Origin of the sequence: Hungatella effluvii (assembly GCF_003201875.1) — a bacterium.
GTDB lineage: Bacteria > Bacillota > Clostridia > Lachnospirales > Lachnospiraceae > Hungatella > Hungatella effluvii.
Genome location: NZ_QJKD01000008.1, coordinates 157,888 through 173,349, shown reverse-complemented (window position 1 = coordinate 173,349; position 15,462 = coordinate 157,888). Strand labels below are relative to the sequence as shown.

Below are 15,462 nucleotides of genomic sequence, written 5' to 3'. Positions count from 1 at the left end.
ATATATGGTAGTTATGAATATAGGGCTGGCCGTATTGGCAGCCCTGTGGATCAGTAATTATTACCGGCTGGCGGCAGTGAGCGGAAGTTCCATGGAACCGGCACTGTCCCAGGGGGATATTGTAGTTGTGAGAATGGGAACCTTGCCACAGCGCGGTGATGTTGTGGTTATTGATTCCAAAGTGCTTCATAAGCGTATCATTAAGAGGGTCATCGCGGTGGAGGGGGATACCGTTTTCGTATCTGATGGGGAGATATGGGTAAATGGAGAAGTTTTAGTGGAGGAATATATAAAAGAACCGTATGAGCATGAGAATGGGGACTGGGTTGTGCCGCCTGAGAGCGTATATGTTTTGGGGGATAACCGGAATCACTCAAGGGACTCAAGAATGGTTGGTTTTATTCCAATGCAGGAAGTGATGGGAACCGTAATGTACCCGGAAAACAAATTCGGAGGTAAGTGATGAATAAGAGAAATATAGATGTTATTTATGATGAAGCAATGCACTGTGGAATATTAAATTTGATTTGTCTGCCGGTAATGGCTGGATTCTGGTTTTGGCAGAAAAAGAAATGTCCTGTGGTTATCCTGCTTATGATCCAGACGGCGCTGCAGCTTAAAACAATCTCGAAGATATTTGTAAATTACCGGCCGGACAGGAGATGTCCGCTTTGTGAGGCGGTCATTCCGGAAGACAGTAATTTTTGCCCGTCTTGCGGTTATATTGTTCACAAGGATTTATGGGGAACAGAGGATATGGTTGAATTTAATGAAGCGGAGAAATGGGACGTGAAGGACCATGAAATTGATGCGGTGTTCAGGCGGATTGAGGAGGAAGTCATAGACGGTATTGCCTGAAAGAGATTGTGCGAAAAAAGTTTTATTGGTGAAATAAATCCGGGCATTTGATTTCAGAGTCATTTGTCCGGATTTTTGACAAAAAAACATGAAAAACGCATGAGAAAAGTCAGAATTTGTAATATGGCTTTTGATATAATAAAGGTATTAGAAATCCACACCCAGCATGGTTTGGGTCATGGCTGTAATGACAGCAATCTGCTTATCATTGCACTGTGACAGAAGCCGGTACAGTTTTTCAGTGCCTTCCGTGCCGGGATACAGAAGCGGGTCTAAAGAAAGCCGTAAGGCCCGAATCAAAGCAATAAAAACTTTTAGGCTGGGAATATCGTTTTTATTTTCGATGTCCATTAAATAACGGGTGCTTATATCAGCCTTTTCTGCCAGTTGTGCCTGTGTCAACCCTTCTTCAATTCTTGCCTGTTTAATAATGGAACCAAGTTGTACAAGAAAACTCTCCATAGTTCACCTCCGGTAACGAGTAATAGTTCACTTTGATTAATACTATATTTATTGGATGAAAATGAAAACGAGCTATACCCCTCAATTAAAAGTGAAATAATAGTTCACAAAGCACGCCAAAACCAGGAATAGCTGCTAATAAAAAAATGCAGCCTATTCTGGCGCTTTGGCGTGTTTTTTATGGCTGCAGAATTGGGGCAGCATGGGAAATGAAAGAGAAAAATTAAAAAATACGCAAAATAGCGTAGTGATGTTAAAAAAAGGAAGAAACAATCATACTATATTTATGCGGTGCTACATGAACCATTAACCGTATTAGTATATGAAATAATCGTTCATAATTATTCAGACAGCCGTTGGATTATATATCCAGCGGTCTTTTTTTGTCGAATTTTGTTATATTATGCGGCGAATGGTCCATTACCGCACTGCCGGTCGCCGCCGGAAACCTCCATTTTCAGATGAAAAATCGAGATGGAGGAAATTAAATGGAAGGCAAAAATAAAGAGTTTTCTACGCAGGATTCGTTTGGAGCATATCTCAAAACAGCAGTGAGGAATACGAAAATTAAATATATCAAAAGGCATGTCAGAATTCAGGAACGGGAGATTCCGATTGAGGATTCCGCCTATATGGAAGCAGAGTCCCGCATGGGAGACTATTATCAGCATTTAGAGGAACAGGTCGGCAGACTATGCGAAGACTTTGGGGATGTGAGGCAGCTTCTCAATTTGATTGAGAATGAACGGTTACTGGCTGCGCTTACGAACCTGAGTGATGAAAGGAAGCGTATGATTTTCTGGCGTATTATTAACGGAATGAGTTTTGAGGAGATCGCGGGGCGGCTCCATATTCCGGTAAAAAAGGTGGTTGATACTTATTACAATACGTTGAAAAAGCTGAGAAGGGAGATGCAGCATGGTTGAATTTGAAGGTTTACTGGAACTTGCTAAGATGGGCGATAAAGAAGCATTAATGAAACTCATAGAAATGTATCGTCCGTTACTGATTAATTATTCCATGATCTGCGGCAGATTTGATGAGGACCTCTATTATGAGCAGGTACATACTATGATTCGCTGCGTATATAAGTTCACAAAATGACTGTATATAGTTATCGGCGTAGTTGACATGAACTATATATTGTGATAATCTGGAGGTGATATTGATTTAACGTTCTTTTGAAGAATGTTTCATAGTTTGTTCCGGACTGATTCGGAAGGTAAAGAATTGGCGATTGCCTTAATAAGAAGTCCTGTGCAGGGACTGTAAGAAAGACACTTAAATGTTTGATGACGTTTAGGTGTCTTTTTTTGTTTTGGGAAAGGAGGGTTATGACAATAGATAGAGAGAATTGGTTGGAAGGAAAAAGCAGTTAGAAGAGAAGCAATTCACCAGAAGAATGACAGCAATATCAAAAATGTTCCAGGAAAGACAAGTTGGCAATGAGAGGTACAGTCAAAGGCAAGGAGGTATCGTATGAGTCAAATGTTATCAAATCTCTGTGAGAAACGCAGCATACTGATTTCCGGGATGTTGGAATTTCCGCTCCAGGTAGGGGAACCCGCCTGCTATTTCTATAATGGCAGAAGATTAAAAACGGCGAGAGTGAAGCGGATTGTGGAAATCGCACTGGATCATGCCTGCTTTGAGACAGCAAATCTGTGTTATCGAATTGATTATTTTCCTGTTGCGATGACGATGGCGAAAAAGGCAAGCTGATAAGGAGGAAAGCAAAATAAAGTAGAAGATGAGAGGGCTTAAAGTGTTTCGGCCCTCTTTTTCTCTGTGCAATAACATTGAGACTATTATGAGACACTATTGCACCAGCAACATTATTGACACACAATTTTAAAAGAATTATAATGATAAGGTCAGATTTTATGCATGAGGACATGATGGGAGGCCATAATATCTGATACAACTGAATCGGTGGGGACAGGCAATCATTTTTCGGAATGGTTGCTTTTTTATTGTCCGAATATTGGAATTGGAGGTGAAGGGAAGTTGCATTCTGGAAAAGTACAAATGCAGTGGAAGAATATGAAGGAAATGGCAGAGGTGGAAGCAGCGGGCATGATGGCAGAGCTGCAGCGGGTTCAGCGCAGCCGTATGTTAATCTTTATCCCGCAGATTGCGTTTTTTGCATTTATGGTCGTGACCTGTACGGCCTGCCTGATTATGCCGGTATCGGCAGACGATATTTTTGATATTGCCAAAAGTGCCATGCAGAACGTTTACAAGGACGTTGCCGGAATTGCTACGGTGGCAGCGGTGGTGTGTTCGGCTGTGTGCCTGTTTTTGATGAACTTCTCAAAATCAGGAAAGACAGTGGACGAGTCGCGGGCGTGGTTGAAACGGATTGTGGTCTGCTGGGCTGTATTAATGACGCTTGGGGCTATCGTAACCTACATGGAAAAAATCATACCAAAGAGTGAGTTTAGCGGTTAACAAAGTCTAAAAAATTGCCGGCGCTTCCCCGGCGGAAAGGAGGGGTATTTGACTGGAAAGTCTATAGGACTAAGAACATACCATAAAGCATGGGATGGCTGATACAAATGCTTCTTGAAGCGGTCAGGGAGCAGTGTTCGCAGTTTATCATTGACATGATGGAGATTGTCAATCAGGTCTTTACCGAACTGCTGTCCTGCAATCTGGATTTATTTGAGGAATTGTTCAGCGTGGTAAAGGATTTATACAGGGAGGCAATCGTTCCTTTGGCGATTGCTATTTTACTGCTCATTTTTATTTGGCAGCTTTTAAAGGGCATGTTTGGAAAATACTTAAATTCGGAAGATCCGATGGAACTTGTAATACGGAGCTGCATCTGTCTTTTCATGGTGACCGGGGCAAAAAGCATTGTAAATTATGTTCTGGATGTGGCGGGAACTCCGTATGACTGGGTGACGGGAACTCAAATTACGGTTGTTTCTTTTGCTGATTTTACTTCCGTGGCTGAAGCTGTTACATCAGGACTGGGAATTGACTCATTGAATATACAGTTATTGCTGGTAATTATTCAGTTTATGGTTGCCTGGAATTATTTAAAGCTATTGTTTATTATGGCGGAGCGCTATGTCCTTCTTGGGGTGTTTTCGTATACGGCTCCTCTTGCCTTTGCAACCGGCGGGTCAAAAGCGACGAACAATATCCTGGCCTCCTGGTCGAAGATGTTTGGCGGGCAGGTGGTACTTATTATATTGGATGCGTGGTGCCTGAAAGTCTATTTAAGCGGATATGGAAATATGATGGCAAGCGGATACGGATTTACGAAATTTTTTGCAGCGACTCTGTGTCTGGTTGGATTTGGAAAAATTGTGTTTAAGCTCGATTCATATATGGCGTCATTGGGCGTCAATCTGGGCCGGACAAGCCCTGGCATGGGCGGTCTTGGTCTTATGATGATGCTGGGACGTGTATTTTCACAGTTTGGAGGTTCTACAGGAGGGCATGGTTCACCGTCCGGTGGCAGGAAAGGTCCGGGGGCGGGGAGTATGGCTTCCGGTGTGGGAAGCCCGATTCCGATGGGCGGTCCAGGTGCAAGCGGCATGGGCGGAAAGCCATCAAACGGTGCAGATTCAGCGGCCATGGCAGGAAATGGTCCCGATATGGGCGTGCCGATGTCAGGGCAGAAGAATGGAGATTCCCAGGAGAAACCTCATGGTATGCCAAAGGATTCCGCTGTGCCGGATAATCAAACATTTGGTGCGGATATGGGCGTACCTTCTTATCAGGAGAATCCGTCCTCAAAGAGCAATGATTTGGCAGAAGAAGGTAAAGCTGCCGATGGCATGGGATTTGAAACACCACTTTCTGACAAATATGCAGAAGGTCCGTTCTCAGGAGATATAGATTCTGGAATGATGAGTTCTGATATGGACTATGGTGGAAACGCGGCAATTCCGGCTGAAAACTTTGATGGGGCGGTTGAAGCGGACGGAAATTCAGTGGAAGCCGGTCCGTTTGATTCTGATGATACATTTGAAGCAGCCAATATGGGCGGAGCATTTTCTGATTATGACAGCATTGACGCTAATGCTGCAGACAGCGTGGGTATTGCTGCGGGAGATAATGTGGACACGGGCATGGCAGACGGCATGGGTATCGGCGCAGGAGACAATGCAGACACGGGCATGGCAGACAGCGTGGGTATTGGCGCAGGAGACAATATGGACACAGGAATGGCAGACGGCATGAGTATCGGCGCAGGTGACAGTGTGGATACAGGCCTAACAGACAGTCTGGGCACGATGAACACAGACGGGGTATTGTTTGATGACAGCAGTGCGGCAGGCTCCGGTATTACCTTTGATTCCGGTTACCAGAGTGCTGATGTGAGCGAGGGGACAGACGGTTCGGTTCAAGGTGGCTCTGTGGCGTCAGGCGGCCAGGAAAGCGGTCATTTGCAGATGGCAGATGCACAGGGCGTATCAGGTAATCCGTTTGGTTCGGATGCCGGCGTGTCTGGGAATAAGTCCGTGGCAGGTCAGAACAGCATGACAGCAGAAGCGGGAAGCAGTATCACGGCCCAGACAGGGGCGGCAGGTTCTGCTGAACCGGGAAGAACAGAAAACGATACCAGAGGTAGCCTGACATCCAGCGGCGTATCTGGAGGCGGACAGGGCGTTCCGGATCAGAAACACGGCGTATCCATACCGGACAATCGGGGGTATCAGCAGTTTGAACATGACGGAGTGAAGTATGCCAGATTTGCAGCAGATGAATATGAGAAGCCCAATACGCCCCACCAGGTTGTGGAGGCGGGTGGAAAACGGTTCTATGAAGTGAAGCTGGAACCGGTTCAGTCCGGTATCAAGGCGACCTTGCAAAAGGACGGCAAGGTTCATTATGAAAAGACCTATAAGGAAGTCCTGCCGGAAGTTCCTAAGAGGAAACAGAAGCCAGCTCCTAAAAAGGAGAATCCTTCAGAAAAGCAGGCTAAAGGGAAGAATGGTTCCAAGCAAAACAAGGGGAGGTGAGAAGAATAGGAGGAGACGGACTGGATTCTGATTTCCCTGACCAGGCGGCTGAAAAAGCCGCCCAGGCAGCAAAAGCAGCAAATCAGGTATACCAGACGGCCCATTCCGTCCAGGCGGCCCAGGCGGCGATTGGCGCGGCCGGGAGCGGCGGGGCTTCTGCCGGAGCAACGGTGGGAGCTGCCGCAGGGGGGCCGCTGGGCGCAGTGATTGCAGCGGTCGTTACCAGTAAGACATTCTGGAAATTTATAGGCGCCCTGCTTGTGATTATATTTCTTGTCATGTATATTGTGGCGAATTTATTGTCTCTGGTGCTGTCCTATATCGGTTTTGGCAGCCCGGATGATTATGTGAGCCAGGCCAGACAGGCGGAATTGCTGAATTTGCAGACACGCATAGAGGCGGTACTGTCACAGCCGGAGGCGAAAAATGAGGTTCTGTCATTGATTGAGGAAAAGCGGGACACAATCCTGGAGGAAATCGAAGCTGATTTTGATGGCTCAGGCTGTGACGAATACGAGATTATCAGGGACGAGTATGAGGAGGTCCTGGTTCCCCAGTTAAGCCGGTACCTGGCAGTTATGTTTGAGGAAAAATGGACCGGTTCCCAGATTAGGAGTTTTGGCGGATATGGCGGATCTGATTCTTTTTCTACGGATTTAACCAGTGAATACGATGCGTATTTTGAACTGGCGGCCGCTACCTATGATGTGTCGGTTTCCCTTCTAAAGGCAATGGCAAAAACGGAGTCTGATTTTAACCCTAACGCAGTGTCACACGCAGGGGCGATTGGCATTATGCAGCTGATGCCGGCTACTGCAAGAGAACTGGGCGTTACAGACCCCTATGACCCCCAGCAGAACATTATGGGAGGCGCAAAGTATATTGCTGCCCAAATCAAGGCATTTTCAGCCTATTCAAACGGTCTGGAGCTTGCGATAGCAGCCTATAACGCAGGCGGAAAGGCGGTGCGGGACGCAGGATACCGGATTCCCCAGAATGGGGAAACACCTGCCTATGTAGCGAAGGTGATGGCGCTGTTGGGCGGGGGAGGCGATATCCCGGACGGAGGGATTGCGGCAAATCCTTCAGACAGTGTTTCCCTCAACATGATGAAAGCAACCATCGCATCGGAATTGGATACGTTTTTTGGCTGGAATTTAACGAGAATCAGGGAAGTGACAATTTCCGAAGGCGAGGGGGAGGAGAAAACAGAGACAACCATAACGATTGCACAGTATTCTATTTTATTGAAGCTGAACCGTGAGCTTTCAGAAACCAGCACAGGCTATGAGTACCGATATGTGACAAGCCGCTCCCTTTTTAACCTGGTGGTAAAACTATTGCAGGCAATACAGGATGGGACGCGCAGCATGAAGGATATCCTATTTCAGATGTTTAGCTGGAAGGAATTTATAACGGGTGTGGGCGCTTCTGAAGATGGAATTATGGGGGATATTGATACTGCGGGCGATGCCATTTCATATGAGACGGTTTCCGGCTGTGTGAAGGAAGTCGTATATTTTAATCAGGGAGAGGAGCCGTGGAAAAGTATGAAGTACGGCAGCAGTACCATTGGCAGCGCTGGCTGCGGCCCTACCGCAATGGCGATTGTCATATCTACCTTAACCGGAGAGACGGTAACGCCTAAAATGACAGCGGATTATTCCATTGAACATGGGGAATACGTTTCCGGACAGGGTACCAGCCATTCATTCCCCAGGAATGCGGCCCTCCATTGGGGGCTGACAGTAAAGCGTGTGGGGAAGAACCGGATGTCAGAGGTGGTCCAATCGTTAAAGCAGGGGAAGCTGGTTGTGGTAATCTGCGCCCCCAATACCATATCGGGAAGCAGCGGACACTATATCGTACTCACGGGAGTAAACGCACAGGGATACATAACGATTGCTGACCCGGGAAGCCGGAGCAGGACCGGGAAGGTTTACAGCGTTGATACCATTCAGTCGTATGGCAGAGATCTGGACGACGGGGCTTTCTGGATTATAGGTACATAGAGGAGGTCTGTTTATATGAAATACGGGAGCACACGAATGGTTTTGGGACTTTTGGCGGCGCTTTTTCTCCAGGCGCCTGCCTATGGAAGTCAGTACCGGACGGAAAACCAGGATATTCCGGTCATTGTAAAATGGCAGGAAGGGCATGGCTTTGGGGAGGACGGAAGAATGCTGGAGGACGGCTGGGCCTTTGACCCGGAGAATGGGAGTTATGTAAGATTTGAGGACGGCAGTGTCATGGTAAAAGCGGACCACATTCTGGAGACGGATGACTATGAGGCATATTTTACGGATACAGAAGCAGCGGCAGGAACTCTGGCGGTTCGGGGAAAAGTCATCAGACATTTTTCCGGCAGTATCCGGGTAGTGATTGAAAACGTGGAGACGCATTTGGAAAAAACCTGCTTTCTGACCTATGAAAATGAGTACCGCTATAATCTGCCGGTGCCGGAGGGGCGTTATCAGATTAAGGAGGCGGAGGCCGTATGGAACAAAAAATACTATACAGTCAGCATTGGCGGGGAGGTTTTGGAGGTAAAGGATAATCATACCTGTCTGATGGAGATACAGGTTTTGCCTGAAGGTGATGGGGCTGATCAGAGAGAGGCATGGGAACGGATAAATGAAAGCGGTGCTGGAATTGAAAAAGCGGAACAATTTTCCCGTGTTATTCCTGAAAGCAGTGATAAGAAGATTGAAATAACGTCAATGCACTGGCCGGAGATCTACTTAATGGTGGTGATTTTTATCGCGGGGTATGGTCTTTGTCGGTACTGGACGAAGCGCAGACGATGAAGGAGAGGAAAGAGGTGGTTTGGTAAGGTGTCAGAACCAAAAGAGCGAATTGATTTATATTTTATACCGCCCAATTTTGCGGAGGAGGGTACCGTATTGTCAGGGAGATTGCGAACCAGGAATGCTGTTGAGACGGCAATTCTGGTATTTTTTATGCTGAAGCCGCTGACTATGCTGGATACCACCTTGAAGAATAAGATCTATATTGGCGTGGCTGTCATTCTTCCGGTTATGATTGTTTCCCTGCTTGGAATACAGGGGGAAAGTCTGACTGCGTTTTTGATGAGCTTCTTCCGGTATGTCAGACAGCGCAGGGTATTGGCGCCTCCGGATACCGGGTACCGGCTGGAACGGAGCCGGCGGCTGAAAAAGATTGCCAGGGACAGAGAACGCAGAGAGAGGAGGCAGAGGAACGGAGATGGCGGACAAAAGCACGGCAGAGCGCAGCCAGGGGCAGACCAACCAGTTGAAAAACATAAAAAGGGCATATCAGAGAGAAAGAAGAAAGAGAGCCGCCGGCAGAGATGAAGCCAGGCCGGAAGAGAGGAAGGAGATAAAAGAAAAACGAAGCAGCAGGCCGTTTCGGCCGGAGGGGCCGGTTGATGTGGGGCCTGTTCCCAGAACCCTGGCGGCCGGTTGTATTCCCATAACAGGTATCACAGACGGGATTATCCATACGAGTGATGGCAGGCACGTTAAGATTGTGGAGGTGACGCCGGTCAACTTTCTGCTTAGAAGCCCGGCTGAACAGCGGAATATCATCTATGCTTTTGTAGGCTACTTAAAGATTGCGCCTGTGAAGCTTCAGATAAAAGTGCTGTCTAAAAAGGCGGATATCTCCGGATTCCTTGAAAATATCCGCAGGGATAAAGAGAAGGAGGCGGATGAGCGGTGCCGGCTTTTACAGGAGGACTATGCGTCGCTGATTCGGTCTGTCGGTTCCCGTGAGGCAATTTCCCGCCGGTTTTTTCTGATTTTTGAATATGAGACTTACCGGAGCAGCCGCAATCAAAATGAGAACGATATTGTGGCGGTCCTGAATACGGCGGTGCAGACCGCTAAAAAGTATTTGTCACAATGCGGAAACGAGGTCATAATCCCGGAACACGACACGCAGGCTTGTGTGGAGGTGCTTTACCACATTTTGAACCGGAGAACCAGCACGATGAAGACGCTGAGCCAGCATATGAATGAGGTGGTCGCGTGGTATATCAGGGAAAACGGCGAGGAGAGCGTGGAAAACATACCGGTTACAGAATTTTTTGCGCCGGAGTCCATTGATTTTAAGCATGGAAATTATATTGTCATGGACGGTGTATACCACACGTATCTGTTTATCCCTTCCGCAGGCTATCGGAGCCGTGTTCCGGCCGGCTGGCTGTCGCTTTTAGTAAATGCCGGCGAGGGGATTGATATTGATGTGTTTCTGAATAAACAGGACAAAGCGAAAAGCGTGGAGCGGATTGGGCGCAGAATCCGTCTGAACAGTTCTAAAATCAAGGAGGTGTCAGATACCAACAGTGATTACGATGACCTGGCGGAGTCCATCCGGGCGGGGTATTATCTTAAAAACGGACTGGGAAGCAGCGAGGACCTGTACTATATGAGTATTTTGATTACCGTGACCGGATACAGTGCGGATGAGGTTGAATGGCGGGCAAAGGAGATGAAAAAACTTCTAAATTCCCAGGATATTGATACCATGTCGTGTCTGTTTAAGGAAGAAAGTGCATTTCAGTCTGCGCTGCCTCTGGTCAATCTGGATAAGAACTTATACCAGAGATCAAAGCGGAACCTGCTGACCAGCGGTGTGGCAAGCTGCTATCCATTTACGAGTTATGAGATGTCGGACAGGGACGGAATCCTGATGGGAGTTAACAAGGCGAACAGCTCCCTGGTAATCGTGGATATTTTTAATTCGGAGATATATAAAAATGCCAACATGGCAATCATGGGGACTACGGGGGCGGGAAAAACCTTTACACTTCAGCTCATGGCGCTGCGCATGAGGCGTAAGGGGATTCAGGTATTTATCATTGCCCCGGATAAGGGGCATGAGTTTGCGAGAGCCTGCGAGAACATCGGAGGCTCTTTTATCCAAATTTCCCCGGCTTCCCGAAACTGTATCAATGTGATGGAAATACGCAAGACAGATAAGGCTGCCAGCGATATTTTAGACGGGCCTATGATTCAACATTCTGAGCTTGCCTCTAAAATACAGGATTTACATATTTTCTTTTCCCTGCTGATTCCTGATATGAGCCATGAGGAAAAGCAGCTCCTGGACGAGGCATTGATTATCACCTATAACCGAAAGGGAATTACACATGAAAACCAAAGCCTGATTGACCCGGAACAGCCGGAACGCTATAAGCTGATGCCGATTCTTGGAGACGTTCATGAAGTGCTGATGGAGAAGGCGGAGACAAAAAGGCTGGCGAATATTTTAAACCGCATGGTACACGGTTCCGCCTCCAGCTTCAACCAGCAGACCAATGTGGATTTATCTAACAAATATGTGGTGCTGGACATTTCGGAGCTGTCCGGGGATTTGCTGACTGTCGGTATGTTTGTGGCTCTTGATTTTGTCTGGTCTAAGGCAAAGGAGGACCGGACGGTGGAGAAGGCCATTTTCATTGATGAGGTCTGGAAACTCATTGGGGCGGCTTCTAATGAGATGGCGGCGGAATATGTGTTGGAGATTTTTAAAATTATTCGTGGTTATGGAGGCTCCGGCGTATGTGCAACCCAGGATTTGACTGATTTCTTTGCCCTGAAGGACGGGAAGTACGGGAGAGGCATTATCAATAACGCAAAGACGAAAATCATTCTGAATATGGAGAATAACGAGGCGGAGCAGATTAAAGAGGTTCTGCATTTATCGGAGGCGGAGATGATGTCCATTGTGCGGTTTGAACGCGGCAACGGTATGATTTCAACGAACAATAATAATCTGACGGTGGAGTTTCGGGCAAGCCAGTTGGAGAAGGATTTGATTACCACGGACCGGAAGGATTTGAAGGAGTTGCGGGAACGGCTGGAGCGGTATGGTAAGGGGGCTATGGGAAAGCGCTTTGATGATGTATAAAAGACGCAGATAATGCGTATAAGCAAACGCTTGAGTGTTTTGTTGTGGTGCTAATACGTCATCAAAGCGTATTTGTTTTTTATTACGTCATTAAGACGTAAAAGACCAGAAACAACAGGAGGTCAGGATGGAGGAAGGGACTTTACAGGATAAAGAGGTTCTGGATTTAATCAAGAAATATAATGTACTCTTAAAGTCACAGGTGTATGCGTATTTCGGCCAGGAGCGCGCGGTGGGCAGGGCGCTGAAACGTCTGGAAAAGGACAACCGCATTGGAAGCAGTCCGGTGACGAAGATGGTGTACTTAAATGAAAATTCCTATGCGGCCAGGGACGAGGGGACACTGCAGGCATTCTGGGTGTTAATCAGCCTGATGAAAAAAAGGACGGTATCGGAACATTTTCTGGCGGACCGGGACGAGTATCCGGTCCGCATTATATTTGTCAGCGGTGAGGAGTTATTTGATATCCTGTACATCGGTTTGAATGATGTAAAACTGGTAAACAGCGTTTTCCAAAGAAAGTGCAGGGATTCATGCAGCAATATCATTGCGGTCCCCGACCTTTCAGTGATTGAAAAGGTGAGTTTGCCGGCGATTGGATATTGTTTGGTGAAAGGAGATGGAGAAGTCGAATATTACACAAAATCATGAAAAGGCCGATGCCCTCTCAAAGATGGGACAGCAGCTTGACGAGGTGCAAAAGACAGCCGGGAAGCTGGACCTGTCAGTGGCAGAGGCCAGGACGCTTTTGTCTGCCCGGACAAAGCAGTATATCAACAGCCAGTATGAGAATTTTAATGATCTGATCTTAGAGGCTGCCAGACTGTCGGAACGGCTGACGGAGAAAATGCGCCGTCTGGTGCTGGAAGTGACCTTTGATACCAGAAAATATGAGGCATATAAGGAGGATTTAATCGGAATTCACGGAGTTAAAGTGGACTGCAGGGAGGGCGTTATGACCATTTCCCTTCCGTTTTTGATTCCACACAGAAAGAGCGATTACACAGATTATATCTATAAGCCGCTCTATTTGGCGCTGAAACACTGGCGCGCACAGCAGGAGGACAGCGAGGGGGAGGTTCCCCAGTATGAGTGCTGCACCGTCTGTTTTCTGCATGTATATGATTCCGGACTTCCTCTTGCCAGAGTGAGGGACCACGATAATCTGGAGGAAAAACATATTCTGGACGTGGTGGGAACCTTCTTTTTAAAGACGGACAGCGGACTTTATCTGAACAGCTATCATACAACCATGCTGGGAAAGGAAGACCGGACTTATCTGGTTATTATGGAGGATGAAAAATTTCCTGGCTGGCTGTGGAATACGATGCAAAACCAGGCAGTCTGCTCCGGGTAATGGGTATCGAAAAAGTGACTGTGTTTTCTGCCGGATTTTCGATAGGGTACAGTTACGGAAAAAAGTACGGTATTTCAAGGCGCAGGCGTTGGGATTTCCTGGATTTTCTACCCAGGGATGGAGTCAGCAGGGTACGGTTTTAGAATCATACGGAATAAAAAGGCAGACAGGTGAGGTGGTGGATATGGACCAGGAGAGTAAGGCAGTCCGCCTGGTGATGCTGATTGGAGTGAGCGGGGAAATGCCGGCGGATTGGGCGGCATATGCAGTCGGCTCCTGTTCCTATGGAGCGGCGTTGATTACCAGGTTAAAGCGGGAAGGTTATATCAGCCTGCGATGGAAAGATGGGCTTAAAGGGTATGTGCTTAAAGCAAAAGCAAAAAGAAAGCTGCTGGAGCTGTGGCCGGATGATTTCGCCTCGTTTCTCTGCGGCTCCGTGGAGACGAACCATATAAAAAGCGAACCGGATAAACGGCTGAGGCTGTATCGGATGAGTATGGTGTGGATCTATTTGTCTGTAGCCGGTGTTCCAGTTTATAAGAGCAGTAAACCGGACTTTTTCTCCCCTATGTTCCATCCTGTTCCGTCCGGGGAGGGACAGAAGACCATTCGGACGGGTATGGGGGGATATTATGGCACTTTGGAGTTTAAAAGTGGTATGGCGAAGGAGATTGGCGGCTCCAGGGCCTGTGGGGTGCTGCTTACTTCCATGAAACCATATATTGTGTATAATTCCATGGACAGTCTGATGAAGTGGGCAAAGAAAACAGAGCGTACCATGCGAAGCCGTCTGGAGGCGGTGTTTCGGAATAAGGGGTATCGCTCGCCGGCTGATGCGGTGATGTTTGGGAATCGGCTGGACATGCTTGTAAGGATTTTAGAAAGTGACGGTGGAATAAAGGGGAACCTGTTTGCGTTGGACGATATCTATGAACAGATTTATTTTATACCGCTGATTAAGGAGGCGCAGATACAGGTGCGGCTGCTGGTAAAACCGGAGGAGGACAGGAAGCTGCGGGATTTCTTATGCACTGCATTATGGAAGGTAAATAGAACAGATGGAGTGTTAGATGATGGCGTGGATTGTGATGGGAACCCAGTGTATTTTTGCTATGATTTGGAATTATGGAGGTTAAAGAGAGTCAGGGGGAAAATAGAACGGGAAGGAAGGGGAATCATTTACTGTTTTGATTATCAGGCGGAGGCGCTGGGGGCATATATGGGAGGCGAAGCTGTTGTGAAAGGGGTTGTGAGGGAGAAGGTCATACGATACTTGGAAGGAGGTTAGGAGGGGGTGGCAATATAGAGAAAAATGTTTTATAATCATTTATATGTTGCGGCAGTAGATGCAATTTTTAGAGGAGAATACTATATGGGAGAAAAGATTGTGTTAGATCCACATCGAATGTTCAAGCAGGCTTGTGCTTTTTCTGATTGTGCAAGATGTTGTGAAATAGAGCCTAATAATATTATTGAATACAGATTTAATTCTCATACTGTGTCAGGTATTGTCAATTCTGCTTTTGCTTGTGAGGTATTTATTAAAACTCTTTTAGTTATTCATGATGTATCTGTCAAAGAAATGAGAGGTAAAAAAGCGTGTGATGGTCATGATTTGAAAAAATTATGGGTATTACTCAAAGAAAAGGATTGTGAAACTACGACATTAGTTGAGCTAAAAATGCAAGAATTTTTTAGATCTCCAAATAAGAGTATTTTTGATGAACTGCTGGAAAGTATTTCTAACACTTTCGATTATTGGCGTTATATATACGAAAAGGATGATGGTAATATTAATCTTAATTTTCTGAGAATTTTCAGATTATTACTAAGGGAAGTGTGTTGTGAACAATTATATGATAAAACTTGGAAAGAGTACATTGGATAGAATAGTTTTATTGATAACCCCT

General features: G+C 46.7%; 16 protein-coding genes. 15 read left to right on the top strand and 1 reads right to left on the bottom strand.

Annotated features, from left to right (window positions below):
- Nucleotides 1-4 precede the first annotated feature (4 nt).
- Entirely contained in the window at nucleotides 5-463 is a 459-nt protein-coding gene (gene lepB / locus DFR60_RS16415; protein ID WP_110323867.1) for a signal peptidase I, read from the top strand.
- Nucleotides 463-858 carry a zinc ribbon domain-containing protein gene (locus tag DFR60_RS16410; protein ID WP_110323866.1) on the top strand — a complete coding sequence of 132 codons (396 nt, stop codon included), beginning with the start codon at nucleotides 463-465 and terminating at the stop codon, nucleotides 856-858. Before lepB ends, DFR60_RS16410 begins: the two co-directional genes overlap by 1 nt.
- 147 nt (nucleotides 859-1,005) lie before the next feature.
- Here DFR60_RS16410 and DFR60_RS16405 read toward each other — a convergent pair whose 3' ends face one another.
- Nucleotides 1,006-1,320, bottom strand: coding sequence for a helix-turn-helix domain-containing protein (locus tag DFR60_RS16405; protein WP_110323865.1), 315 nt, complete (start codon nucleotides 1,318-1,320; stop codon nucleotides 1,006-1,008).
- Between the two features lie 488 nt (nucleotides 1,321-1,808).
- Between DFR60_RS16405 and DFR60_RS16400 the strand changes: the two genes are divergently transcribed.
- From DFR60_RS16400 to DFR60_RS16345, 13 genes are all read left to right on the top strand, one after another.
- The gene (locus DFR60_RS16400) at nucleotides 1,809-2,246 is read left to right on the top strand and encodes a sigma-70 family RNA polymerase sigma factor (RefSeq protein ID WP_065548550.1); all 438 of its coding nucleotides are present in this window, start codon (nucleotides 1,809-1,811) and stop codon (nucleotides 2,244-2,246) included.
- Nucleotides 2,239-2,424: a helix-turn-helix domain-containing protein gene (locus DFR60_RS16395; RefSeq protein ID WP_110323864.1), complete on the top strand. Its 186-nt coding sequence runs from the start codon at nucleotides 2,239-2,241 to the stop codon at nucleotides 2,422-2,424. Before DFR60_RS16400 ends, DFR60_RS16395 begins: the two co-directional genes overlap by 8 nt.
- Nucleotides 2,425-2,799: 375 nt before the next feature.
- Complete coding sequence (locus tag DFR60_RS16390) at nucleotides 2,800-3,042, top strand: hypothetical protein (protein ID WP_110323863.1); 243 nt, start codon at nucleotides 2,800-2,802, stop codon at nucleotides 3,040-3,042.
- A 306-nt stretch (nucleotides 3,043-3,348) separates the two neighbouring features.
- A complete protein-coding gene (locus DFR60_RS16385; protein ID WP_227808455.1) occupies nucleotides 3,349-3,771 on the top strand; it encodes a hypothetical protein in 423 nt (140 codons plus the stop codon).
- Between the two features lie 107 nt (nucleotides 3,772-3,878).
- On the top strand, nucleotides 3,879-6,299 hold the full coding sequence (locus DFR60_RS16380; RefSeq protein ID WP_110323862.1) for a hypothetical protein: 2,421 nt from the start codon (nucleotides 3,879-3,881) through the stop codon (nucleotides 6,297-6,299).
- The gene (locus DFR60_RS16375; protein ID WP_243005097.1) at nucleotides 6,296-8,311 is read left to right on the top strand and encodes a transglycosylase SLT domain-containing protein; all 2,016 of its coding nucleotides are present in this window, start codon (nucleotides 6,296-6,298) and stop codon (nucleotides 8,309-8,311) included. Before DFR60_RS16380 ends, DFR60_RS16375 begins: the two co-directional genes overlap by 4 nt.
- Nucleotides 8,312-8,326: 15 nt before the next feature.
- Nucleotides 8,327-9,106, top strand: coding sequence for a hypothetical protein (locus DFR60_RS16370; RefSeq protein ID WP_110323861.1), 780 nt, complete (start codon nucleotides 8,327-8,329; stop codon nucleotides 9,104-9,106).
- Nucleotides 9,107-9,202: 96 nt separating this feature from the next.
- Entirely contained in the window at nucleotides 9,203-9,634 is a 432-nt protein-coding gene (locus tag DFR60_RS30685; protein ID WP_207659545.1) for a hypothetical protein, read from the top strand.
- Nucleotides 9,525-12,194, top strand: coding sequence for a VirB4 family type IV secretion system protein (locus DFR60_RS16365; protein WP_207659544.1), 2,670 nt, complete (start codon nucleotides 9,525-9,527; stop codon nucleotides 12,192-12,194). The genes DFR60_RS30685 and DFR60_RS16365 overlap by 110 nt, the downstream gene beginning before the upstream one ends.
- A 127-nt stretch (nucleotides 12,195-12,321) precedes the next feature.
- Complete coding sequence (locus tag DFR60_RS16360) at nucleotides 12,322-12,846, top strand: DUF5697 family protein (RefSeq protein ID WP_110323860.1); 525 nt, start codon at nucleotides 12,322-12,324, stop codon at nucleotides 12,844-12,846.
- Nucleotides 12,815-13,552, top strand: coding sequence for a DUF6100 family protein (locus DFR60_RS16355; RefSeq protein ID WP_110323859.1), 738 nt, complete (start codon nucleotides 12,815-12,817; stop codon nucleotides 13,550-13,552). The genes DFR60_RS16360 and DFR60_RS16355 overlap by 32 nt, the downstream gene beginning before the upstream one ends.
- Before the next feature lie 184 nt (nucleotides 13,553-13,736).
- Nucleotides 13,737-14,840 carry a hypothetical protein gene (locus tag DFR60_RS16350; RefSeq protein WP_146218611.1) on the top strand — a complete coding sequence of 368 codons (1,104 nt, stop codon included), beginning with the start codon at nucleotides 13,737-13,739 and terminating at the stop codon, nucleotides 14,838-14,840.
- A gap of 84 nt (nucleotides 14,841-14,924) precedes the next feature.
- Nucleotides 14,925-15,440: a hypothetical protein gene (locus tag DFR60_RS16345; RefSeq protein ID WP_110323857.1), complete on the top strand. Its 516-nt coding sequence runs from the start codon at nucleotides 14,925-14,927 to the stop codon at nucleotides 15,438-15,440.
- Nucleotides 15,441-15,462 lie beyond the last annotated feature (22 nt).